20 protein-coding genes and 1 pseudogene are annotated in these 23,061 nt (G+C 58.3%); 14 read left to right on the plus strand and 7 right to left on the minus strand.

Annotation, left to right across the window (positions count from 1 at the left end; all coding sequences use genetic code 11):
- Window positions 1-29: 29 nt before the first annotated feature.
- Window positions 30-503, minus strand: coding sequence for a dUTP diphosphatase (gene dut / locus RAE09_RS01150; protein WP_316980741.1), 474 nt, complete (start codon window positions 501-503; stop codon window positions 30-32).
- Between the two features lie 64 nt (window positions 504-567).
- Between dut and RAE09_RS01155 the strand changes: the two genes are divergently transcribed.
- Window positions 568-1,104 carry a DUF3093 domain-containing protein gene (locus tag RAE09_RS01155; RefSeq protein WP_394371976.1) on the plus strand — a complete coding sequence of 179 codons (537 nt, stop codon included), beginning with the start codon at window positions 568-570 and terminating at the stop codon, window positions 1,102-1,104.
- Between the two features lie 111 nt (window positions 1,105-1,215).
- Here the strand turns inward: RAE09_RS01155 and RAE09_RS01160 are convergent, their stop codons facing one another.
- Complete coding sequence (locus tag RAE09_RS01160) at window positions 1,216-1,506, minus strand: DUF4193 domain-containing protein (protein ID WP_005325023.1); 291 nt, start codon at window positions 1,504-1,506, stop codon at window positions 1,216-1,218.
- Window positions 1,507-1,618: 112 nt separating this feature from the next.
- Window positions 1,619-2,506, minus strand: coding sequence for an inositol monophosphatase family protein (locus RAE09_RS01165; RefSeq protein WP_316980742.1), 888 nt, complete (start codon window positions 2,504-2,506; stop codon window positions 1,619-1,621).
- Between RAE09_RS01165 and ppgK the strand changes: the two genes are divergently transcribed.
- Window positions 2,505-3,263 (plus strand): polyphosphate--glucose phosphotransferase, encoded by a 759-nt coding sequence (ppgK, locus tag RAE09_RS01170; protein WP_316980743.1) that lies wholly within the window; start codon window positions 2,505-2,507, stop codon window positions 3,261-3,263. The two genes, RAE09_RS01165 and ppgK, sit on opposite strands and share 2 nt — an antisense overlap.
- A 200-nt stretch (window positions 3,264-3,463) precedes the next feature.
- Window positions 3,464-4,933 (plus strand): RNA polymerase sigma factor, encoded by a 1,470-nt coding sequence (locus RAE09_RS01175; RefSeq protein WP_316980744.1) that lies wholly within the window; start codon window positions 3,464-3,466, stop codon window positions 4,931-4,933.
- An 85-nt stretch (window positions 4,934-5,018) separates the two neighbouring features.
- On the opposite strand, the gene RAE09_RS01180 is transcribed toward RAE09_RS01175, so the two are convergent.
- Entirely contained in the window at window positions 5,019-6,785 is a 1,767-nt protein-coding gene (locus tag RAE09_RS01180) for a DEAD/DEAH box helicase (RefSeq protein WP_005328565.1), read from the minus strand.
- Window positions 6,782-7,033, minus strand: a complete 252-nt coding sequence (locus tag RAE09_RS01185) for a DUF3039 domain-containing protein (protein WP_005325062.1) — start codon at window positions 7,031-7,033, stop codon at window positions 6,782-6,784. Before RAE09_RS01185 ends, RAE09_RS01180 begins: the two co-directional genes overlap by 4 nt.
- Before the next feature lie 137 nt (window positions 7,034-7,170).
- On the opposite strand from RAE09_RS01185, the gene RAE09_RS01190 reads away from it, so the two are divergent.
- The 9 genes from RAE09_RS01190 (at window position 7,171) to galE (ending at window position 16,832) form a co-directional block, all read left to right on the plus strand.
- Window positions 7,171-7,545: a DUF3099 domain-containing protein gene (locus RAE09_RS01190; RefSeq protein WP_316980745.1), complete on the plus strand. Its 375-nt coding sequence runs from the start codon at window positions 7,171-7,173 to the stop codon at window positions 7,543-7,545.
- A gap of 15 nt (window positions 7,546-7,560) precedes the next feature.
- On the plus strand, window positions 7,561-9,132 hold the full coding sequence (locus tag RAE09_RS01195; protein ID WP_316980746.1) for a class I SAM-dependent methyltransferase: 1,572 nt from the start codon (window positions 7,561-7,563) through the stop codon (window positions 9,130-9,132).
- A 42-nt stretch (window positions 9,133-9,174) separates the two neighbouring features.
- A complete protein-coding gene (gene dtd, locus RAE09_RS01200; RefSeq protein ID WP_200435550.1) occupies window positions 9,175-9,618 on the plus strand; it encodes a D-aminoacyl-tRNA deacylase in 444 nt (147 codons plus the stop codon).
- Window positions 9,619-9,976: 358 nt separating this feature from the next.
- Window positions 9,977-11,392: an SLC5/6 family protein gene (locus tag RAE09_RS01205; RefSeq protein WP_005325068.1), complete on the plus strand. Its 1,416-nt coding sequence runs from the start codon at window positions 9,977-9,979 to the stop codon at window positions 11,390-11,392.
- Between the two features lie 46 nt (window positions 11,393-11,438).
- The gene (locus RAE09_RS01210) at window positions 11,439-12,812 is read left to right on the plus strand and encodes an L-serine ammonia-lyase (protein ID WP_316980747.1); all 1,374 of its coding nucleotides are present in this window, start codon (window positions 11,439-11,441) and stop codon (window positions 12,810-12,812) included.
- Between the two features lie 144 nt (window positions 12,813-12,956).
- Window positions 12,957-13,748: a helix-turn-helix transcriptional regulator gene (locus RAE09_RS01215; RefSeq protein ID WP_394371977.1), complete on the plus strand. Its 792-nt coding sequence runs from the start codon at window positions 12,957-12,959 to the stop codon at window positions 13,746-13,748.
- A gap of 181 nt (window positions 13,749-13,929) precedes the next feature.
- The gene (locus RAE09_RS01220; protein WP_005325073.1) at window positions 13,930-14,943 is read left to right on the plus strand and encodes a sigma-70 family RNA polymerase sigma factor; all 1,014 of its coding nucleotides are present in this window, start codon (window positions 13,930-13,932) and stop codon (window positions 14,941-14,943) included.
- A gap of 222 nt (window positions 14,944-15,165) precedes the next feature.
- The gene (locus tag RAE09_RS01225) at window positions 15,166-15,843 is read left to right on the plus strand and encodes a metal-dependent transcriptional regulator (RefSeq protein ID WP_040425254.1); all 678 of its coding nucleotides are present in this window, start codon (window positions 15,166-15,168) and stop codon (window positions 15,841-15,843) included.
- Window positions 15,844-15,845: 2 nt separating this feature from the next.
- The gene (gene galE / locus RAE09_RS01230) at window positions 15,846-16,832 is read left to right on the plus strand and encodes a UDP-glucose 4-epimerase GalE (RefSeq protein ID WP_198493185.1); all 987 of its coding nucleotides are present in this window, start codon (window positions 15,846-15,848) and stop codon (window positions 16,830-16,832) included.
- A 12-nt stretch (window positions 16,833-16,844) separates the two neighbouring features.
- Here the strand turns inward: galE and RAE09_RS01235 are convergent, their stop codons facing one another.
- The gene (locus RAE09_RS01235) at window positions 16,845-17,930 is read right to left on the minus strand and encodes a DUF4192 domain-containing protein (protein ID WP_316980748.1); all 1,086 of its coding nucleotides are present in this window, start codon (window positions 17,928-17,930) and stop codon (window positions 16,845-16,847) included.
- 243 nt (window positions 17,931-18,173) lie between these two features.
- On the opposite strand from RAE09_RS01235, the gene RAE09_RS01240 reads away from it, so the two are divergent.
- The gene (locus RAE09_RS01240) at window positions 18,174-19,238 is read left to right on the plus strand and encodes a PAC2 family protein (protein WP_302257904.1); all 1,065 of its coding nucleotides are present in this window, start codon (window positions 18,174-18,176) and stop codon (window positions 19,236-19,238) included.
- Window positions 19,239-19,272: 34 nt separating this feature from the next.
- Window positions 19,273-21,816: a DEAD/DEAH box helicase gene (locus RAE09_RS01245; protein WP_316980749.1), complete on the plus strand. Its 2,544-nt coding sequence runs from the start codon at window positions 19,273-19,275 to the stop codon at window positions 21,814-21,816.
- 44 nt (window positions 21,817-21,860) lie between these two features.
- On the opposite strand, the pseudogene RAE09_RS01250 reads toward RAE09_RS01245, so the two are convergent.
- Window positions 21,861-22,901, minus strand: a pseudogene (locus RAE09_RS01250) (SulP family inorganic anion transporter); the annotation flags it as partial.
- Between the last annotated feature and the right edge of the window lie 160 nt (window positions 22,902-23,061).

Consider the following 23,061-nt stretch of genomic DNA (forward strand, 5'->3'; position numbering starts at 1 on the left):
AAAGTCTCGTTGAGTCTCTACTGCTTTAACTACACACCGGTAGAGCCATAGCCGCCGGCTCCGCGGACGGTGTCATCCAACTCTTCAACCTCAGCAAACCCCACCAGCTCTACGCGCTGGACCACGAGCTGAGCGATGCGCATTCCGCGTTCGATCTCAATGGGAGCGTGCCGGTCGTGGTTGATGAGGCAGACCTTGATCTCCCCGCGGTAATCGGCATCCACCGTGCCCGGGGTATTGACAATGGATAGCCCCTGCTTGGCGGCTAGTCCGGAGCGCGGGTGAATTAAACCAACTGTTCCTAGTGGCAGCGCAATGGCAATCCCGGTGCCGACGAGGGCGCGCTCGCCGGGTTGCAGGGTAAGAGATTCTGCTGCATAGAGGTCCGCACCGGCGTCACCACGGTGGGCGCGGTGCGGCAGTGGAAGCTCCTTATCCAGGCGCTTGACTTTAATGTCCCCAAAGGGGCTTTCTGGTTGAGAATGCGGAATCGAGTCAGTCACCTGGCCAATCCTACCTGCCTTGGGAGGTTCATTCTGCGGCGCGTGTGGACTAGACTGACTAGACGTGTCTGATACATCTGCTACTTCCGCAACTCCGGCACCGTCAAGCGCCGCTTCGGCACAGGGTACGGTGGCCCCTCAGGTGCTCTACCGCGAACGCCAATGGGTCCCTTGGTACTTTTGGCTTTTTGCAGCCGCCATCGTGGCACTTACTTCCGCTACTGCCGGCCTTAACCGCAACATGTGGTGGACCATTATTCCCGCGATCCTCCTTGGCGCTATCGCCGTGTGGGTACTTATTACCTGGTCCAATACAGTCATCAAGGTAGAGCGCGACCCGGACGGAACGCGTTGGCTCACGGTCAAAGACGCCCAACTGCCTAACGACGTCGTGTCACGGTCTATCACCGTTCCCAAATCTGCACGGCGCAACGCGCTGGGCCCGCAGCTCGATCCCGCAGCGTTTTTGGTCTCCCACGCTTGGGTGGATAAGCACGCCATGATGGTGCTCAATGATCCAGAGGACGATACTCCTTATTGGCTCATCGCCTCGAAGGATCCGGAGGCTTTGCTCCACGCTTTCGTTCCGGAACAGCACTAATCTTTATTGACTTCGCACACCACAAAAAATGTGGTGGTTGCTACAGCAAACCCCGCACTCGGCAGGTGAAAAGTTGCCGAGTGCGGGGTTTCGTTTCTGCTGCGTATTCCTTTAGGCGCAATCCTTGCAGATTGGCTGGCCGTCCTCTTCGTGGGAGTAACGCTTATTTGACTGCACTAGGAAACACGAACCGCAGGTAAACTCATTTTCCTGACGTGGAACTACCTCAACATTAAGCTCCTCGCCCGTGAGGTCTACTGATGGCGGCTGGAAGGCTTCGACGATTTCTCCGTCATCATCCATGCCGTTGTTATCGCTCTCAGCGGCTTTGAGTCCTTCTAGGGAGTCAGTTTCGAGTTCATCTTCCGCGCGCCGGCGCGGTGCGTCATAATCGGTGGCCATAATGCACGCCCCTAATGGTCAAGTTGCTTTAAGGAATGGGTATTTATCGATCGCGCATAGTAAAGCACAAATGGCTCGATGTCATCTCACCGCTTGCCGGCGTGGGAAACTATTACCCCCGCAGCGCGTCCGTGGCCCTGTGCGCTGCTAAAAGCTTTTCGAATGCGGGGGCCAAATCTGCCCCCGCGGCCCAGGTAAGTTCACCATCGGCGGAGCCTTTATCAAAGCCTGGATGGCGCACTACCGCACCTGCCTCGCGAGCAATGATTGCCCCTGCGGCGAAGTCCCACGCATTGATGCCGTGCTCAAAGTAGGCATCAACGGTTCCCTCTGCCACACGGCATAGGTCGAGCGCGGCAGCGCCGATGCGGCGAATATCACGCACCTTAGGCAGAAGCTTGGTGAGAAGCTCCGCTTGGGCCGCACGCCGGTCAGCTTCGTAACCAAATCCGGTTGCGACCAAGGCCAACGCAGGATCTTGTGTCTGGCCACACCGCAGTGCGTGCTCAATTCCGTCTGGGCCGGTGACCGTGGCACCCTGGCCGGCTGCGGCAGCATAGGTACGCCCGCGCGCTACGTTGACCACCGCGCCAGCGACGAGGTGACCTTGGTATTCCGCACCAATGGATACGGCGTAGTCCGGCACCCCGTAGAGGAAATTCACGGTGCCATCAATCGGATCGACAATCCAGGTAACGCCACTGGTCGATTCCACATTGGCGCCTTCTTCGCCAAAAATTCCGTCCCCGGGGCGCTGGGTGCGGATGGTGGTGACAATGAACTCCTCTGTCGCGGTATCAACCTCCGTTACGGGATCTACGTCGCTGGACTTGGTGTGGGTATGCGCCGCGATGCCGTCACCTGCGACTAATTCTGCACGCCGCGTAGTAATTAATTCCGCAGCGCGAGTGGCGGTAGAAACGGCAAAATCCCGCAATTGGAGAAAATCGATCTGCTCAGTCATGCCAACTATTGTGCCTTCTTCTAGACTGTCGGGCATGACTACTCTTTCTGGCCATTCCTTTGGCATCGATATCGGAGGCTCCGGCATTAAAGGCGCTGAGGTGGACCTTGCCACCGGCGAATTCGTGGGTGAACGCATGAAGATCGCCACCCCACAGCCGTCTACGCCGCATGAAGTTGCCAAGGTAGTAGCCCAAATCGTGCAGGAAAAGCAGTGGGACGGCCCCGTTGGCATCACCCTGCCTTCCGTGGTTCGCAACCAGGAAGTCGAGACTGCGGCAAATATTTCCAAGGATTGGATTGGGGTCAACGCCACAGAGCTCTTCGCGGACTACCTGGATGCGGATTTTGCCGTGCTTAACGACGCCGACGCGGCGGGACTAGCCGAGGTTGCCTACGGAGAGGACATCGCCAAGCAGGGCTCCGTAATCTTCCTAACCTTGGGCACCGGTATCGGTTCGGCCTTCTTCCTAGACGGCCAGCTATTCCCTAATACCGAACTGGGACACCTCACGGTGGGCGATGACGAGGCTGAGAAAATTGCGTCCTCGGCCGTAAAGGACCGCGAGGGACTCAAGTACAAGCAGTGGACTAAACGACTCAACAAGGTCCTCGCGGAATATGAAAAGCTCTTTAACCCGCAGGCCTTCCTCATTGGGGGTGGGATTTCCCGCAAGTTTGAAAAGTGGGGCCCACACCTTGATATTGAAACCCCCGTCATGCCTGCACAACTGCGCAATCGCGCGGGAATTGTCGGAGCTGCGATGGCGGCGGTAGACGGTTTGAAACCGTAGTATTTACGCACTGCAGGTGACCCTATCCACCGGCAGATTGGAAAGATCCTCTATACTGGGCGGTCGATCCTAAGTTAAATAGCTCTAGGGCGTGTCTGGCCTGCTTAAGGCCACAACGCGTTAACATCACACTGATGCACGAGCGCCCCACTAGGGCGCACTGAGCTGTTTCAATCAAGAAGTTAGTCGAAAGGGCGTACGTGGCAGCCACTGAATCTTCAGACCAGGCACTCGGCGAGGGCGAAAACGCTGAGGCATCTACTCCTGCAAAGAAGACCGCCAAGAAGACGGCAAAGAAAACCGCGAAAAAGACGGCTAAGAAGACGGCCAAAAAGACCGCTAAGAAAACAGCCAAGAAGACTGCGAGGAAGACCGCCAAAAAGTCGGCCAAGAAGACCACTAAGAAGTCTGCGAAAAAGGCCACTAAGAAGACGGTCCGCAAATCCGCGGCAAAGAAGCAGGAATCCCCAGCCGAGTCCGAAAAGCAGGCACAGCCGGAAGCAGAAGAGGAGCTCGAGGAGGACGAGCACGACGAAGACGTCGACTTCGATCCCACCAATTCGGACATCGAAGACGATGATGACTTCGATGCCGGCGAAGACCTCGAGGACGATGACCTCGAAGAGGACTTGGACGACGACGATGAGGAAGAAGAGGAAGACTCCTCTTCCGTCTGGGACGAGGAAGAGTCCGCTGCGCTGCGTCAGGCACGCAAGGACGCGCAGTTAACCGCCTCTGCTGACTCCGTCCGTGCCTACCTCAAGCAGATTGGTAAAGTCGCCCTGCTCAACGCCGAGCAAGAGGTTTCCTTGGCCAAGCGCATCGAGGCTGGCCTGTACGCACAGCACCGCATGGACGAGATGGAAAAGGCCCGCGCCGAAGGCGATAAGGCCGCCAAGCTCTCCCCCATGGAAAAGCGCGACCTGCGCAGCATCGCCCGCGATGGCCGCAAGGCCAAGAACCACCTGCTGGAGGCCAACCTGCGTCTCGTGGTTTCCTTGGCCAAGCGCTACACCGGCCGTGGCATGGCTTTCTTGGACCTCATTCAGGAAGGCAACTTGGGCCTTATCCGCGCGGTAGAGAAGTTCGATTACACCAAGGGCTATAAGTTCTCCACTTACGCCACTTGGTGGATCCGCCAGGCCATTACCCGCGCCATGGCTGACCAGGCTCGCACCATCCGCATCCCAGTGCACATGGTGGAGGTCATCAACAAGCTGGGCCGCATCCAGCGCGAGCTCTTGCAGGACTTGGGCCGCGAGCCTACCCCGCAGGAGCTGGCAAAGGAGATGGATATCACCGAGGAAAAGGTGCTCGAAATCCAGCAGTACGCCCGCGAGCCCATTTCCTTGGATCAGACCATCGGTGACGAAGGCGATTCCCAATTGGGTGACTTCATCGAGGACTCTGAGGCCGTCATCGCGGTCGATGCCGTCTCCTTCACCTTGCTGCAGGATCAGCTCCAAGACGTGCTGACCACCCTTTCCGAGCGTGAAGCCGGCGTAGTTCGCCTGCGCTTTGGACTGACCGATGGCATGCCGCGCACTTTAGACGAAATCGGCCAGGTCTACGGAGTTACCCGCGAGCGCATTCGCCAGATCGAGTCCAAGACGATGTCGAAGCTGCGCCACCCATCTCGTTCGCAGGTTCTGCGCGACTACCTCGACTAATCGCTGCAGCTGCACGCGAATTAAAGCCCACACCAATTTCGGTGCGGGCTTTTTCGTAGTTATTCCTAGGCCTCCAACGGCCGCTCTACCACTTGCGCAGATATTCGATGCGCTCGCGTAGCTGGTCAGCATTGCACAGCGCGGTGGGCGGGCCGCCGCAGGCCTTGCGCACCTCAGTGTGAATAGCACCGTGCGGGCGGCCCGAGCGCTGGGCAGCGATGGAGACGACCGTATTGAGCTCTTTGCGCAGCTGGCCTAGCTCATCGACGACTCCGGTGTCGCTGGACTCAGACTCCATAGACTTCTTCCGCGAGGCCGGCGCATAGTCCATGCCGTAGAGCTTGCGGCGGTGAGCTTCCTCCGCCTCAGCAGCGCGCCGCGCCTTTTCCTCCGCTTCGCGGCGGTCCATTTCTTCGGATTGCTTCTTGCGCAGCAAATCTTTGACTTGGTCCGCATCCAGTAGCCCGGGAATACCTAGGAAGTCCGCTTCCTCATCGGTGGTCATATCCCCGGTATTGAACTGAGAACCGTTGTAGAGCAGTCCCGAAAACTCTGCTTCAGCACCAAGCGACTCATAAGACTTCTCCAGCATGTCTGGTTCGGTCTTTTTCTGATTCGCCTGCTCTAGCAGATCGTCATCCCAGCCTTCCTTGTCGGGCTTTTCTTCACCCAAGACGTGGTCGCGGGACTTTTCCATATTTTCGGCCAAGCCCAGCAGGACAGGAACCGAAGGAAGGAAAACCGATGCCGTCTCGCCCGGCATGCGCGAGCGCACAAAGCGGCCGATGGCCTGGGCGAAAAAGAGCGGGGTCGATGCCGAGGTAGCATAAACGCCCACCGCTAGGCGCGGGACGTCGACGCCCTCGGACACCATGCGGACTGCCACCATCCACTCATCGGTGGACTCAGAAAACTCCTGAATGCGGTCCGAGGAGCCGGGATCATCAGACAAAATCACCGACACCGGTGTATTGGAAAGCTGCTTGAGGATCTTGGCATAGGCGCGTGCGGTCGTCGTATCCGAAGCCAGCACCAGGCCGCCGGCATCCGGCATATTGCGTCGCATTTGCATCAGGCGGGTATGCGCCGCCTGCAGCACCGCAGGGATCCACTCGCCCTTGGGGTCCAAGGCGGTGCGCCACGCTCGGGCGGTTTGCTCCGCATTCATAATGTCGCCCAAACGGGCTGCATGCTCCTCACCGGCCGAATCGCGCCAGCGGGCTTCGCCAGAGTAAGAAAGAAAGACAACGGGGCGCACGACGCCGTCGGCAAGCGCATCTCCGTAGCCATAGGTATGGTCCGAGCGGGAGACCTTGTGCCCCTCCCCATCGTCTACATACTGAACAAATGGGATGGGAGAGTCATCGGAACGGAACGGAGTACCCGTCAGCGCCAAGCGATGGTTAACGTCGTCATATGCTTCCTTGACACCATCACCCCAGCTCTTAGCGTCGCCTGCATGGTGAATCTCATCAAGAATTACCAAAGTGCGCCGAGCAGAGGCCACCGCGCGGTGCTTAAAGGGGTGCATACCCACCTGCGCATAGGTCACCACAATGCCGTCCATGGAGGGATTAACGGCAGAGGAATTGCTAAACGCGGGATCTAGAGCTAGACCTACGCGCGCTGCAGCGCTAGACCACTGGGTCTTAAGGTGTTCGGTAGGCACCACCACGATTACGCGCTCGACCGTACGGTCTTCCATGAGCTCGGTGGCAATGCGCAGCGCGAAGGTAGTCTTTCCGGCGCCCGGGGTCGCCACCGCCATGAAGTCCTGCGGCTTAGTGGCGAGGAATTTATCGAGGGCGGATTGCTGCCAGGCGCGAAGGTTAGTCTTTTTAAAAGTCCTCACTTGCGGCGCAGACCCTTATACACACGCTCACAATCGGGGCACACCGGAGAACCCGGCTTTGCCTGCTTGGTCACCGGGAAAGTTTCGCCGCACAGCGCAACGACGTACTTGCCGTTCACCGCGGAATCGAGGATGTGATCCTTTTTGACGTAGTGGAAGAACTTCGGCGTGTCATTATCCGTCGTCGAAGTGTCTTCACGAATATCTGGCCGTTCAATTGTCTTCGTAGTCGTAGTCACGCACTCCATTTTGCCGCATCGGCATCGAACTTTGCGAGTCAGGCGGCTACCCTTGGAGAACATGTACACGTCATGCTCGCCAGCCACTGCGCCCCACTCCCCTTATCGAGGGAACTCCGACGCACACGAGGGGAGCCGAGTCTAGGTTGTTTGGCAAAAAAGAGCGCTACCTCATCACAGATGCCAAGCTCTCGCCTGGCCAGGACCGCAAGCGCCGCGAAATTCGGTACGGAATCTTTCAGTTTTTGCGCGTTCCTTCCCTGCTCATCGCCGGCTTCTTCCTTTATATGCATTGGTGGCTTTTAGCCGCCATCATTGTGGGCGTGACATTTCCCCTCCCCTGGATAGCCGTGGTGATTGGCAACGGCCGGGGCGAAAAGAAGGATAAGCGCGAGAAAAACGTGTACAAGCCAGCCATGAACCGGCAACTTTATAGCCAGTCCCACGCCCCACAGGTTTCCGGCGGCACCGCCCGGCCTATTGAGGCACACCACGACATCATTGATCACGAAGAAGAGTAAAGGATTCCTGCTTATATGACGACCGCTTTTGGCCCAGACTTTGATGCCTCCGCGCTAGCCAAGCTGGCCGCAGAGCTTTCCGACGTCTTTACCGCCGCCGGTTTTACTACCGATGGCGTAGCCGGGCACCTAGGTCCGGAAGTTACCGAGGCCCTCTTCCGCGGCGAACCAGCACCAGTTGCGCTCGCCGCGCACAGCGAATCTCAGTTAGATCTTTTAATCCGCTTCTTCCTCCTGCATGAACACCTGCCGGCCACGCTTTTGGGCGAGGCGGTAGGCGCGCGCCTGGCTACCCAGTTGCTCGATGCCAATGTTGCGCTTGCCGACGCCCATGGCAAGGCCTACATCGCCCTCGATATCCGCCCCCACACCATCGTTGGCGCCAACCGTCTCATCTTCTCCGACGTCGACGCCTCCTTGGTCGACCACGTACCTGGCCCAGACCATGTGCTTGGCGTTGGCGCGGCAAGCCTCTCCCTGCTGCAATCCACGCCAGTAAGCCCAGTGGGCAGCGTCTTAGATCTAGGCACTGGCTCGGGCGTCCAATTGCTGGGGCAGCTCGATTGCGCTGAAAAGATTACCGCCACCGACGTGCATGAGCGTGCGTTGGAATTGGCCGAGGCTACCATTGCCGCTACTGGCGATAGCGAGAAAGTGGAATTGCTGCAAGGTTCGTGGTTCGACCCCGTAGCCGGCCGCCGCTTTGACCGCCTCGTAGCTAACCCACCTTTTGTTGTTGGCCTTCCCGAAGTTGGCCACGTCTACCGCGATTCCGGGTTAAATCTGGACGGTGCCAGCGAGCTGGTTGTCTCTCGGGCCACCGATCACCTAACCCCCGGCGGAACGGCTCACCTTCTGGCAGCTTGGGTACACACCAGCGGCGAGACCTGGCAGCAACGCGTTGCTTCCTGGCTGCCGGACAAAGGAATTGCCGCCTGGATCATCCAGCGCGACGTAGCCGATCCCGCACTCTATGTGTCCACCTGGCTCGAGGATGAATCCCTGGATGTACGCTCCCCTGAAGGACAAGAGCGCTCTCGCGCCTGGCTGGAGCATTTCCAGCAGCACGAGGTCAATGGCATTGGCTTTGGATTTGTCGCTATCCAACGCATCGGCGACGATGAACCTGCCGATATCTTGGCCGAAGAAATGCCCCAGGCCTTTAGCGACCCACTTGGCCCTGAAGTAGAGGAATACTTTGCTCGTGTAGCGTGGTTGCGCGACCTCGTACCCGGCGAGCTCCAGGGAAAGCACTTCCAGGTACGCCCGGGGCTGGCACGCGAAGATATCAGCACCCCAGATGCGGAATTGGGCCAGGGCTTTACACGAGCCGCTCTACGTCTTACTCGCACAGACGGTCCGCGCTGGAGCCACGAAGTAGATGAACACATCGCTGCCATTGTCGCCGGGCTCAACCCACAGGGCTTGAACCTTGAAGAAACCATCGGCTTGTATGCGGCGGCACATGGATTCGACGAAGCAGAACTTACTGCTGCCGCCCTACCTGCCGTGATCGATATGGTCCGACATGGCCTGCTTATCCCCGCTGATCTCCTCTTGAATACCGATTCGCCGGACCTCAGCTAAATCCACACTGTCCCCAACTCGCTATATAAGGAGAAGTAAACCATGCGCGCAGTTTTGACTCGGGTATCAGAGGCCACAGTGACCGTCGATGGAGAAACCGTAGGAGCCATCGATTGCCCCGAAACGGGTGGCCTTCTCGCTCTAGTTGGCGTCTCGCGCGAGGATATGCATGATTGGCAGCCCCGCGCTGAGAAGATGGCACGCAAGATTGCAGAACTGCGCATTCTTGATGGCGAAGTATCAGTCATTGATTCCGCAGCCCCTGTGCTTGTGGTGAGCCAATTTACTTTGTACGGCCGCACTGCCAAAGGGCGGCGCCCTTCGTGGGCGGATGCCGCTCCAGGACCCGAGGCCGAACCGGTCATCGCGGCAATTATTGCGAACCTCAGGGAACGCGGCGTGTCAGTAGAAACAGGCCAATTCGGGGCTAAAATGCGCGTTTCCTCTGTGAACGAAGGACCTTTCACCGTCTTGGTAGAGACCTAGCCCGCACCCTCAATTTCTGGCCCGCGAGATCTGAAAACCGTGTTAAGCAGGCCCTTTACAAGCTACCCCGTGACCTAGACCACTTTTCCGGATTTTGTGTAGAGCAAGCCATAAAGCACTGGGGAATGCAAATTCTCAGAGAGTGATAAATACCCTACTCGCAGTGCAATAATTTATTATCACCCTGCAAGGTTTTGTTCTATACTGAAGGCACAGCGAAGCAAAAGGGCTGGATATGCAGGATGCGAGATAATTTCTCAAAATCCTACAAACGCAAAATTGAGTGAGAAGAAATTTTCTCAATCATGGTTGCAGAAGCCCAAACGCTTCGGCCGACCAACTAAATGTAGGAAAGAAAATGTCCCACTCAATCACGCGGCGCAACAAAGCCCAGCACCCAGAGAACCAGGCTGAGATGCCCCAGGATCTCAAGACCTCCAAGGCAGCTCCCTCCTCCAAAGAATCCGCACCAGCCCCTGGCATTGACACCCCGTTTGATGGCCAGGAGGGTGCACCGAAGTGGAATAAGGAAGACACCGTATGGATGCTCTCCCTGTTCGGCACCGCAATCGGCGCCGGCGTCCTCTTCCTCCCCATCAACGCCGGTATCGGCGGCATCATCCCACTAATCATCATGACGGTCGTAGCACTGCCAATGACCTTCTGGGCTCACCGCGGAATGACCCGCTTGGTACTGTCCAGCTCCAAGCCAGACGGTGACCTCACGGACGTCGTCGAGGAACACTTTGGCAAGAAGGCCGGTGTTCTGATGAACATCCTGTACTTCCTGTCGGTCTACCCCATCCTGCTGGTTTACTCGGTCACCATCACCAACACGGTCAACTCCTTCCTGGAGCACCAGCTCGGAATCACCCCGCCAGACCGCTGGCTTACCTCCCTCCTGCTGGTAGGCGGCCTCATCCTAGTCGTCCGCATGGGCAAGGACGTCGTAGTTCACGTCATGTCCTACCTGGTCTACCCATTCATCGGCATCCTGGTTCTGCTTTCCCTCTACCTCATCCCGAAGTGGAATACCGCGCTCTTTGATTCCTTCGACCTCAACGTTGCTCGCGAGGCTTCTGGCCACAGCATGGGCGTTACCCTGATGCTTCTGGTCCCAGTTATGGTCTTCTCCTTCAACCACTCCCCGATGATTTCCTCCTTCGCCGTTGACCGCCGCCAGACCTACGGCAAGTTCGCTGAGGCCAAGTCCCGCAAGACCCTGCTCCGCGCAGAAATCCTCATGGTCGTCGTGGTTATGTTCTTCGTCTTCTCTTGCGCCCTGAGCCTCTCCCCGGCTGACATGGCAGAAGCTAAGGCACAAAACATCACCATCCTGTCCTACCTGGCCAACCACTTCGATAACCCACTTATCCAGTGGATTGCCCCAGTCATCGCCATGATTGCAGTTGCTAAGTCCTTCCTCGGCCACTACCTCGGCGCAGCCGAAGGCTTCGAAGGCCTCGTCATCAAGGGCAGCAAGAACGCAAGCAAGGACGACGCAGAGTCCGCCCACAAGCTCGATACCATCACCCTCATCTTCATGCTGGTCACCGCTTGGCTCGTCGCTTGGGCTGACCCATCCATCCTGGGCATGATTGAAACCCTGTGTGGCCCGACGATTGCCATCATGCTCTTCATCATCCCAATGGTCGCCATCCACAAGGTTCCTGCGCTGAAGCGCTACAAGGGCAAGGCTTCCAACTACTTCGTCTTCTTCATGGGCCTCGTCGCCCTAGCAACCATCATCTACTCCATCGTCCAGGCTTTCTAAGCACCGCCGCAGACGAGAAAATCGCAGAGGATTCAAGGAAAGAACAATGTTCATCAGCATCTTCGATATGTTCAAGATTGGCATCGGCCCCTCAAGCTCACACACTCTTGGGCCAATGAAAGCCGGCAAGGCTTTCGTGGACGAGCTCAAGGAAAAGGACCTCTTTGACAAGGTCACTCGAGTTCAGGCAAATGTCTACGGCTCCCTCTCCCTCACGGGCATCGGCCACTCCACCGACAAGGCCATCCTCCTCGGTCTCGCCGGTGAAGAGCCAGAGACGGTTGATATCGACGGCATCTCCGAATTCATGAAGAACGTCCGCAGCAGCGAGAAGCTCATGCTGGGCGGCTCCCACGAGGTAGAATTCCCCAAGGACGGCGGCTTCTTCTTCCACGACGAGTACCTGCCAATGCACGAAAACGGCATGTGTCTTATCGCCTTCGCTGGCGAGGAAGACATCCTGCACAAGACCTACTACTCAGTCGGCGGCGGTTTCATCGTCAAGCAGGAAGACTTTGCCAAGCGCACGGACGCCAAGGTTGATATCCCCTTCCCGTACGCCAGCGCTGCAGAAATGCTCGAACTGTGCGAAAAGAACAACATGACCCTTCCGGAGCTCGGCTTGGCCAATGAGTTGGCACTTCGTTCCGAAGAAGAGGTCAATGAGCACCTGCGCAAGGTTCGCGATGTCATGTATACCGGCATCGAGCGCGGCTCCTCCTCCGATGGTCCGCTGCCTGGTTCCCTGCTCGTTCCGCGTCGCGCGGCTGCCCTCAAGCGTCGTCTCGAGCAGTCCGAGCCGCACGATGGTCTGAACATCCTCAGCTGGGTCAATATGTTCGCTCTGGCTATCTCTGAAGAGAATGCATCCTGCGGCCGCGTTGTTACCGCTCCTACGAACGGCGCCTGCGGCGTTGTCCCGGCAGTGCTGGCCTACTACGACAAGTTCGTTGAGCCCGTTACCACCGAGATGTTTGCTGATTACATCTTCGCCTGCAACCAGATTGCTTCCCTGTACAAGATGAACGCTTCCATCTCTGGCGCTGAGGTCGGCTGCCAGGGTGAGGTTGGTGTAGCGTGCTCCATGGCTGCTGGCGGTCTCGCCCAGCTCATGGGCGCTACCCCAGAGCAGGTATGCATCGCAGCCGAGATCGGCATGGAGCACAAGCTTGGCCTGACCTGTGACCCGGTCCTCGGACAGGTTCAGGTACCCTGCATTGAGCGCAACGCTGTCGCTGCCGTTGATTCCATCACCAGCGCACGTATGGCGCTGGAGCGCGAGAGCAAGCCATGCGTTTCTTTGGACGAAGTTATCTGGACCATGTATAAGACTGGTAAGGATATGAACGCCAAGTACAGGGAAACCTCACAAGGTGGCCTGGCCCTAGCAGTTCACCCACCAGTTCCGGTGTGCGGATAGAGACCACCCTATAAAGAAGCGATGAGCCGGGTGAGCACAGCGCTAAGCCGCTTGTGTTCACCCGGCTTTCTTGGCGCTGGTTCCCTTTCCGCCTATTCGCTTCCGTGTGATATCTTCTCTATAACCTGACAGGAATTAAAGGACATGCTTCAGCTAATGAACTTCCCTAGCGGCAATGCCTCCGAAGAAAACTTCCTCGAGCAGTACATTCCCCTCGTCGAATTCCTCGGTAAGGCAATGGGCCCCAACACCGAAATCGTGCTCCACGATCTCGACGTCCCCGATAAATCCATCATGGCCATCGCCAACGGCCACATCTCCGGCCGGCAGCTAGGCGGCCCGGTGACCGATTTCGCTTTGTGGTTTATGAAACAAGGCGATGCCGCAGCAATCCCCATGATGACCGGCTACCGCGCCGTCAATGCGGAAGGCAAGATTTGCCGTTCTTCAAGCTACTTCATCCGAGATGACTCCGGCCATATGCGCGGCATGCTGTGCATCAATGTCGATGTCTCCGAGTTGGTACACATTCGCGATGCTGCCGCCGCACTTATTGGCAACGCCGATGATCCCGCATTTGATAAGTCAAAGGCCTTCGGCGGCTACCCCGGCACAGAAGAGCAGCCGCAGCGGCCCGTTGCGGTACCAGACCCGATTCCAGAAGACGAGGCTACGGAAGAGGAGCCAGAGAAGGAAGAAGTCAGCGAGTCTTTGCGTTCTAACGTGGAGCACCTTCTCGATTCCATGCTGAACTCTGCGATTTCTAACCAGAGCACGCCAGTTCCTCGCATGCAGCGCGAAGAGCGTCTCGAGGTGGTTTCTGACCTTGAGGATGCAGGATTCTTCCTTCTTAAAGGCGGAATTGCCGCAGCTGCAGAGCGTCTCGGCGTATCTGAGCCCACCATCTACCGCTACCTCGTGCAGGTGCGTGGATAGTAGTCCCACATTTCTAGCTACTCGCCGCTCGTAGCCTTCCCCGTGGTACCTCTCCCCCGAAAAGGTGGATTTGTACCACGGGGAACAACTGTTTTTACTGATTCTCTCCGCACCGGGAACTAAATCGCTACAGACTCCGTTGTACTTTGTGAAACCGGCGACAAATTCAGGAGGCTTCACTATGACGAAGACATCTGCCACCACCGCCAAGGGCACTTCAAGTGCCACTACTGATGAAGAACAGGAAGTAGACCGCGGATCTCGCCGCAACCAAACCAACGATAATCCTTCTGCCGACCTCGTCCGCGTTTACCTCAACGGCATCGGCAAGACCGCACTACTCAGCGCGGAAGATGAGGTAGAACTCGCTCAGGCCATTGAGGTTGGTCTGTACGCGGAGTACAAGCTCAATAACGCAGAAAAGCTCACCCGCGCAGAAAAGCGCGACCTTAAGATCCTCGCCCGTGAAGGCAAGAAGGCACGCTCCCACCTGCTCGAAGCCAACCTGCGCCTCGTTGTCTCGCTGGCAAAGCGTTACACCGGCCGCGGTATGCCACTGCTGGATCTCATCCAGGAGGGCAACTTGGGTCTTATCCGCGCAATGGAGAAGTTCGATTACGCCAAGGGATTTAAGTTCTCCACTTATGCCACGTGGTGGATCCGCCAGGCGATTACCCGCGGCATGGCTGACCAGTCCCGCACCATTCGCCTCCCAGTCCACTTGGTGGAGCAGGTAAACAAGCTTTCCCGCATTAAGCGCGAGATGTATCAATCCTTGGGCCGCGAAGCTACCAACGAGGAGCTTTCGGAAGAATCCGGTATTGATGAGAACAAGATTGAGATGCTGCTGCGCCAGTCGCGCGATCCGGTCTCTCTCGATATGCCGGTAGGTACCGATGAAGAAGCTCCTTTGGGTGACTTCATCGAAGACGCGGAAGCTACCGATGCTGAAACTGCGGTCGTCGCTTCTATGCGCCACTCCGATATCCGCGGTGTGATTGACACCTTGGAAAAGCGCGAGCAGGACGTCATCCGCCTGCGCTACGGCCTCGATGATGGTGTTCCGCGCACCTTGGATCAGATTGGTCGCCGCTTCGGCCTCTCGCGCGAGCGTGTACGCCAGATTGAGCGCGAAGTCATGGCTAAGCTGCGCGATGGCAACCGCGCCGATCGCCTGCGCGAGTACGCTTTGTAATCCACGCCTACTGTATTCGGCAGCACACCCTCTCCCCGGGCCCATTTGGCAACGTACCGCCATGGGCTCGGGTTTTGGCGTTGATAAGGCATCGGCTTGGTTCCTAGCGGCGAGCCAAGCCTTAGGTAGGCTAATCTGGACTGCAGAGTCTAGAAAGCGCTTTCCCGTTCTTGGGCGGGACTATAGCCGCGTAACTGTATTCACACAGAAAGGTATGCCCACGTGAGGGACCTAGTTGATACAACGGAGATGTATCTGCGGACCATCTACGAGCTAGAGGAAGAAGGCATCACTCCCCTGCGCGCCCGCATTGCGGAGCGTTTGGAGCAATCTGGGCCTACGGTTTCTCAGACTGTAGCTCGCATGGAGCGCGATGGCCTTTTGCACGTGCGCACCGACCGCAGTTTGGATCTCACGGACAAGGGCCGCGACCTAGCTACCGCAGTCATGCGCAAGCACCGGTTGGCAGAGCGTTTGCTTACCGACGTCTTGGGGCTCGACATTGCCAAGGTCCACGACGAGGCCTGCCGGTGGGAGCACGTCATGAGCGAAGAGGTGGAAAAGCGCATGGTCGCCGTTCTCGATGATCCGACGCGGTCGCCTTTTGGCAATCCTATTCCGGCGCTGTCTGCACTTGGCTTCGAAGTTCCGCAGCCGGACCAGGGCACCCGCGCGGTCGATCTCCCCAATGGCGAGCAGGTCTCCGCTACCGTCATACAGGTCAATGAAATCCTGCAGGTTGATGATGGCACCTTCCAAGAGCTCACCGATGCCGGCATTCGTGTGGGCGCGAAGGTGTCCGTGGTCAATAACAGCGGCACGATTACACTGTCGACGCCTGAGGGCGGCAGCGTCGTGCTTTCCGACGATTTGGCGCACGCTGTGCGCGTGGAGGTATAACCATGAAGCTTCTTGTCACAGGTGGCGCCGGCTACGTGGGCAGCGTCTGCGCCGCAGTATTAGTCGAACAAGGCCATGACGTAACCATCATCGATAATTTCTCCACTGGCAACCGTGAGGCCGTTCCGGAAGCCGCCCGCGTCGTCGAGGGCGACGTCGCGGACAAGGCTGCCGATGTCTTGGGCGAAGGTGGCTTCGAAGGCGTCATTCACTTCGCTGCGCGCTCCTTGGTGGGCGAATCCGTCGAAAAACCAGATGAGTACTGGCAGCACAACGTCGTTACTACCCTGACGCTGCTTAATGCCATGCGGGATAACGACGTCAAAAACCTCGTCTTTTCCTCCACCGCTGCAACCTACGGTGAGCCCGACCAGGTCCCGATTACGGAAGACATGCCAACCCAGCCCACCAATCCGTATGGTGCGACCAAGCTGGCCATCGACTACATGATCACGTCCTTTGCCCACGCCTACGGCCTTGGCGCTACCTCGCTGCGCTATTTCAACGTGGCAGGCGCCTACGGAAATATCGGCGAAAACCGCGAGGTAGAAACCCACCTCATCCCCATCGTGTTGCAGGTTGCTTTGGGCCACCGGGATAAGATCTTCATGTTCGGTGATGACTGGGAGACCGCAGACGGCACCCCAGTGCGTGACTACATCCATATCCGCGATCTAGCCGACGCCCACGTGCTTGCCCTTGAGTCCAATGAATCTGGCAAGCACCGCATTTACAACCTGGGTTCTGGCGATGGGTACTCCGTCAAGCAGGTCATCGAGATGTGCCGCAAGGTCACCGGCCACGACATTCCGGCTGAGGTGGCCCCGCGCCGCGCGGGCGACCCAGCTACGCTCATCGCTTCCTCTGAGAAGATTCAGCGGGAACTCGGGTGGAATCCCACCCGTACGGACCTGGAAACCATCGTCACCGACGCGTGGAACTTCACCCGACAGCTCGGCGATAAAGCACATTCCGCAAAGCGGTCCTAGACGCCGCGCGTGTTAGGCGGGGCTGTCAACGCGGAGCCCCGCCGCTTCGCGGGCTAGCTCGCAACCATGGCATAGGCTGGAGACCAACCGCTTTCCCATGCCGCTGCGATATCCCTGCGCTATGAGGCGCCCCAAATTGTGATGGGGCGCCTCTTCTACTACTACGGAAAGCGCCGGACCGGCATAAATTCCGAATTCGTGGGACACCTGGCTAGCAGCATACAAAGCTAGGGCGTTATAGCGAATAGACCCCTGGAATGTACGGGCTACCGCCAATAACAGGTCTCCTGCTTCCTGCGGCGCGGAGACGAGCTCTGCAATGACCAGGTCACGGGTCCAAGTGGTAGACATCCACATAGCTGCCACACACAACAATTCTTCATTTTCTAGGGTTTCCTCCAGCGATTCGACTTCGCTGAGCACATAGCGAACATCGGCAATGAGGTGTTTGACCACCTGCACTGGATCTGTAGTGCCGTACCCGTGCCCGGCGCGCAATTGGCGGGCAATCTCTTCGGCGCATCGCTCCATGGCCCTAATCTCTTCTTCCCCAAAGTAGGGGTTCGGGTCCTTAAAGCGCTGGACCAAGTCATGACGGCTAAGTTCCGGAAGCATGCCATTATTCACGCAGGCGCGCATCGTGTGGCTCGTCGAGATGGCGGGTATGGTTCCTTCCATCCAATTCTGCAGCGGGCCCTCGCCGCCTTCTGTGGCGTGGCCAAAGATGAGGTCATAGGCGGTATCGGTGGATAGTTCTTCGGCCAGCCAGCAGGCATCGATGCCCATACCTGTCCGGTCTTGGAAATGGTAAAGAGACTGCAGAATATCCCAAAGCTCTCCCTCCTCGCGTTGGGAGAGCACGAAGCAGAAGTTGATTTCGGGATTTCCGCAGTGAAACGCTTCCATCACTTCGTGCAGGGCACCAGGCACATCGTGCAGATCGAGGCGGGCTACTGGTCCGATGCTGTGTCCGCGTTGGCTGGGTTGGATGGAGATGAGGATGACTGATTCGGTGGGAAAGAATCCGAGGATTCCTGGAATATTGGCGAGGATATCGCCGGGCGTACGGATGGGCTGAGTTGGTGTTGTGATGTCCATAGCCCCAGCTTCAAACACGCGCGCAACTGTGCATAGGCCAATTAGTGCTAGGTAAGGGGGATCTGTGGATAGGTGGGGTGAAGGGGGCGTCGGCAAGCGGCTTTTCCACACCCCGCCCGGAATTGCGCTGGCAATGCGCAGCGGTTTGGGGCACAATTGTTTATTTAGCCTCGCAGTGCGCGCGGGAATAGTAAGCACGCACGCGGCGTTGGGGTAGGTAAGAAAGCAAGGAGGTAACACAACATGCACGAAGAAGATCGCCGCATGTATGAGCTGGAATATCCGGCTCCGGTGATTAGGGATGATTCCGGTGACGGACAAGGCCCCACCATGATTGTTGCCATGCACGGATATGCTGACGCTGGCCAGGCCATTGAGGCAAGTGCTGACCACCTGAAGGCCGCTTTGGAAGGCCGTCAGCTGGCATCGTTTAACTCTGATGAGCTGATTGATTACCGCTCGCGCCGCCCAGCCATCACGATTGATAAGGATCGGGCGCTGGAAATCGAGTCCATGGATCTTGGTATTAAGGTCCTGCGCGATAATTCCGGCAAGACCTTCCTACTGCTGTCTGGCCCTGAACCAGACATGCGCTGGGAGGCGTTCACTACGGCCGTGGTGAAGCTGGTGGAAAAGTTCAATATTGAAGACACCATCATGCTCTATGCCGCGCCGATGCCGGTGCCGCATACCCGCCCCACGGTGGTCACGGCCCATGGCACCTCCTCCCGCTTGACCGAGCACATGCTCTCGATGGATTCCACCATGATGGTGCCAGGCTCCGCCGCGCTGTACTTGGAAAAGGCTCTGGCGGATAAGCACCGCACGGTGGCTGGATATACCGTCCACGTGCCGCATTATTTGGCCGCTTCGCCTTATCCGCAGGCCACGTACCAGTTGTTGGATTCGGTGGCTCGGGCGGCGCGCCTCAATATTCCTTTGGGCAGCATTGAGGCCGATATTTCTCGCGTGGAAAGCCAGCTGGAGGAGCAAGTTGGTGGCTCGGATGAGATTGAAGGCGTAGTCCAACAACTCGAGCAGCAGTATGACGCTTATATGGAGCGCTACCGCAAGGAGCATCCGCAGGCAATCATGCCTGGCGAGGAGCCCATGCCTACCGGTGAGGAAATCAGCGAGGAATTCCAGGCATTCTTGGCTTCCTTGGATGAAGAAGAAAGCCAGCAGATCATCAATACCGAGATCGATGACCGCGAAGATTCCGCCGAGGAGGAAGGCCCGCAGTCCGATGATGGGAAGGATGGCCCTGATTCTACTTCGGGCGAGGGCGACTTAGGTGACGATATCTAACTAACCCGCCCCCATCGCCGCTAAGGTGGTGGGGGTGAACTTATCTCAGCTGCTGCCAGATTTAACGGAAGTACCCGAGTCCCTCGTAGACGAGGCAATTTGGGATACCTTTACCTCGTGGACTACCGGCCGGGGTATCAATTTGTACCCGGCGCAGGAAGAAGCCTCGCTCGGTATTCTGGCCGGTGATAATGTCATCCTCGCTACCCCTACGGGCTCGGGTAAGTCCATGGTGGCTAATGCTGCACACTTCATCGCCCTAGCTCGTGGCCAGCGCAGTTTCTATACCGCGCCGATTAAGGCCCTTGTGAGCGAGAAGTTCTTTGCCCTCTGCGATATCTTCGGTGCCGAGAATGTGGGCATGATGACTGGCGACGCCACCGTTAATGGCAATGCCCCCATCATCGCCGCCACCGCCGAGATTGTGGCCAATATTGCGCTGCGCGATGGCGCCGAAGCCAATATCGACCAGGTAGTGATGGACGAGTTCCACTACTACTCCGAGCCGGACCGCGGTTGGGCCTGGCAGGTGCCGCTGCTGGAGTTGTCCAAGGCGCAGTTCCTGCTCATGTCTGCCACTTTGGGCGATACTCAGTGGCTAGAAGAGGATCTCACCCGCCGTACCGGCCGCGCCACCAACCTCGTCGCCGGCTCCACGCGGCCCGTGCCGCTGGACTTTTCCTATGTCTTTAGCGCGGTGCACGAGACCATCGAGGAGCTCTTGGCCGATAAGAAGGCTCCCATCTACGTGGTGCACTTCTCGCAGCGTGAAGCGGCCGAGCGCGCCCAGGCGCTCACCTCACTTTCGGGGATCATCACTAAGGATGAAAAGGAAGCCATTGCCCAGGAAATCGGTGGTTTCCGCTTCACCACTGCCTTTGGCAAGGATCTGTCCAAGCTCCTGCGCAAGGGCATCGGCATCCACCACGCGGGTATGCTGCCCAAATATCGCCGTTTGGTAGAGCGCCTGGCGCAAAAGGGCCTGCTTAAAGTCATCTGTGGCACCGATACTTTGGGAGTGGGCATTAACGTGCCCATCCGCACCGTGCTGATGACTGGGCTTGCCAAGTTCGACGGCCAGCGCCAACGCATCCTCAAATCGCGCGAATTCCACCAGATTGCCGGCCGCGCCGGCCGCGCCGGCTATGACACCGAAGGCACAGTGGTGGTCGAGGCCCCCGAGCATGAGATCGAAAATGCTAAGGAACGCCGCCGCATCGGCGATGACCCCAAGCGCTTGAAGAAGCTCAAGAAAAAGTCCGCCCGCGAAGGCGAGGTGTCCTGGTCCGAGAAGACCTTCGCGCGCCTTACTGAGGCTGAACCGGAGCAACTGACGTCTCAGTTCCGCGTTTCTAATTCCATGCTGCTCAATGTCTTGGCGCGCCACGGCAATGGCTATGAGCACATGCGCCACCTGCTGCGGGATAACCACGATAACCGCAGCAAACAGAATAAGGACATCCTCACCGCGCTCGATCTCTTCCGCGGGCTAGTGGATTCCGGCGTGGTGCAAAAGTCCACCAAGGGATTGGATATCTACGGCCGCCCCTACCATTTGGTGCGAGAGCTGCCGCGTGACTTTGCGCTCAATCAGCCGCTGGGCCCATTCGCGCTGGCGGCGCTCTCGCTGCTGGATCCGGAAGCGGAGACCTATAACCTGGACGTTATTTCCGTTTTTGAGGCCATCCTAGATGACCCGCGCCAGGTGCTCATTGCCCAGCAGAAGCAGCGCCGCGGCGAAGAGATCGCCGCGCTGAAGGCGGACGGGGTGGACTACACCGACCGCATGAATATCGTAGAAGACATCACCTGGCCAAAGCCGCTCGAGGAGCTATTGGAGCAGGCCTACGATACTTTCGCTGAAACCAATGCGTGGGTCAAGGAATTCGAGCTGCGTCCCAAGTCCGTGGTGCGCGACATGCTCGAGAACGCCATGACCTTCTCGGATTTGGTCGCCACCTACGGCTTGGCCCGCTCCGAGGGCGTGATTTTGCGCTACCTGACCGACGCCTGGCGTACCCTTAAGCAATCCATTCCGGACGAGTACAACACGCCAGAACTCGAAGACATCGTCATCTGGCTAGGTGAGCTTATCCGCCAGGTGGATTCCTCGCTTGTCGACGAATGGGCGCAAATGGCCGGCGAGGACTCCCCCATCGACCAAGACACGGTGGACCGCGAGCTGGCCTTTGGCGTGGAGGATCCCACCGCGCTCACGTCCAATCGCCGCGCCTTTACCATCATGGTGCGCAATTACATGTTCCGCTTGGTGCAGCTCTTTGCTTTGGAAAAGGAAGACCGCTTGGCGGAGCTGCTCGATTACTTGGACGAGGTGCCGGACTTCGGCGCTATCCTGGATGACTATTTCGATGAATATGATGACATCGATTCCGGCCCCGAGGCCCGCGGCCCAGAGTTCTTCCGCCTTGGCGATACTGACTCGCGAGCCTGGTCGGTGCGCCAGATCATCAAGGACCCCGACGGCGACCATGCTTACCAGTTCGTCGCTACGGTAGATCTAGACGCCTCCGATGAAGCCGGCGAAGTCCGCCTAGCGGACCTGCGCGTGGAGTATTAGCCAGCGAAAACGACAAAGCCACCCTGGTTGCCTCGCCCCGGGGTAAGGGGGGCCGCAACGAGTACGGCGACGAGCAGGAGCGGCGAATGGAACACCGCTGCCAGGCGTGTGCCCGCGCCTGCCCGCACGTTGACAGCAGTTCGGGCGATCGCGGCTGTTGCGGGGATCCCGCCGAACAGGGGCGCGACGACGTTGGCCACGCCCTGCCCAAAGAGCTCGCGGTCAGGATCGTGCCGGTCGCCGACAGTCTTTGCGTCGGCAACCGTCGCTGACAGCAACGATTCCAACGCACCGAGCGCTGCGACGGCGACCGCTGCCAACAGCAAGGAATCCAGGTGCTCCCACGGGATCTGCGGCCAGCGCGGGGCAGGCAACGTCGACGGGATGTAGCCGATAGTCTTCAGACCGCTGTCTGCCAGCATGTTGATGGCCGTCGCAGCAGCTACCAACACCAGCGCCGCGGGAAAGCCACTACGAATGCGGGCAGCAACCACGATTCCGGCCGCCACCGCGAGGGTCATAACGGGCGCCTGCCATACCGGAGCATCTAGCCAAGCTTTGATTGCGTCCCACGCCAACCCGAGGACTTTCTCGCCATCTACGTCAACACCGAGTGCTGCAGGTAGCTGTTGGAGGGCGATGATCACCGCAATACCGGCTGTGAAACCTTCGATGACAGGCAACGGCATGTATTTCATCGCGCGGCCAGCGCCGGTGAATGCCAGCAAGAGCAGCATGAGCCCCGCCAGCACGCCAACGACGAGCACCCCATCGGCACCATGGTCGGCCACGATGGGGATGAGCACCACGGTCATTGCGCCGGTCGGGCCGCTTACCTGGACGTTGCTACCGCCGAAGACTGCGGACAGGATGCCCGCGACGATGGCCGTCGTAATTCCAGCTGCCGCGCCGACACCAGAAGCAACGCCGAAGCCGAGCGCCAGGGGGAGTGCGACTAGGGCCACCATAAGGCCGGCCGAAAGGTCGCGCCCGATAGTCACGCGGGACCAGTCCGAGCGGCGCGGTGCGAATCGCAGGGCACGGGATCGGATGCCCACCTTAGAGACGGTGGAGGGGTGGGTCATGCTACTTTCTTGCTCCTTAAAGGCTCAACGACACCCAAAGGATACACAAGGCGCCTTCCTTCGACGGCCGGATTCCCGATTCTGGCCGATGCCTCATGTTGACGAATTCCCACCACACCCCAACCCTTCGGCACTAACTTGGCCAAGTCAGGGTTGGGCG

It is taken from the genome of Corynebacterium tuberculostearicum, from assembly GCF_032821615.1.
Classification (GTDB): domain Bacteria; phylum Actinomycetota; class Actinomycetes; order Mycobacteriales; family Mycobacteriaceae; genus Corynebacterium; species Corynebacterium tuberculostearicum_H.

What these genes read in the sequence shown, in the direction of transcription:
- RAE09_RS01160 (WP_005325023.1), bottom strand. Translation starts at nt 1,506, where the DNA reads ATGGCCACCGATTATGACGCACCGCGCCGGCGCGCGGAAGATGAACTC.
- ppgK (WP_316980743.1), top strand. Translation starts at nt 2,505, where the DNA reads ATGACTACTCTTTCTGGCCATTCCTTTGGCATCGATATCGGAGGCTCC.
- RAE09_RS01165 (WP_316980742.1), bottom strand. Translation starts at nt 2,506, where the DNA reads ATGCCCGACAGTCTAGAAGAAGGCACAATAGTTGGCATGACTGAGCAG.
- RAE09_RS01185 (WP_005325062.1), bottom strand. Translation starts at nt 7,033, where the DNA reads ATGGAGTGCGTGACTACGACTACGAAGACAATTGAACGGCCAGATATT.
- RAE09_RS01195 (WP_316980746.1), top strand. Translation starts at nt 7,561, where the DNA reads ATGACGACCGCTTTTGGCCCAGACTTTGATGCCTCCGCGCTAGCCAAG.
- dtd (WP_200435550.1), top strand. Translation starts at nt 9,175, where the DNA reads ATGCGCGCAGTTTTGACTCGGGTATCAGAGGCCACAGTGACCGTCGAT.
- RAE09_RS01205 (WP_005325068.1), top strand. Translation starts at nt 9,977, where the DNA reads ATGTCCCACTCAATCACGCGGCGCAACAAAGCCCAGCACCCAGAGAAC.
- RAE09_RS01210 (WP_316980747.1), top strand. Translation starts at nt 11,439, where the DNA reads ATGTTCATCAGCATCTTCGATATGTTCAAGATTGGCATCGGCCCCTCA.
- RAE09_RS01215 (WP_394371977.1), top strand. Translation starts at nt 12,957, where the DNA reads ATGCTTCAGCTAATGAACTTCCCTAGCGGCAATGCCTCCGAAGAAAAC.
- RAE09_RS01220 (WP_005325073.1), top strand. Translation starts at nt 13,930, where the DNA reads ATGACGAAGACATCTGCCACCACCGCCAAGGGCACTTCAAGTGCCACT.
- galE (WP_198493185.1), top strand. Translation starts at nt 15,846, where the DNA reads ATGAAGCTTCTTGTCACAGGTGGCGCCGGCTACGTGGGCAGCGTCTGC.
- RAE09_RS01235 (WP_316980748.1), bottom strand. Translation starts at nt 17,930, where the DNA reads ATGGACATCACAACACCAACTCAGCCCATCCGTACGCCCGGCGATATC.
- RAE09_RS01240 (WP_302257904.1), top strand. Translation starts at nt 18,174, where the DNA reads ATGCACGAAGAAGATCGCCGCATGTATGAGCTGGAATATCCGGCTCCG.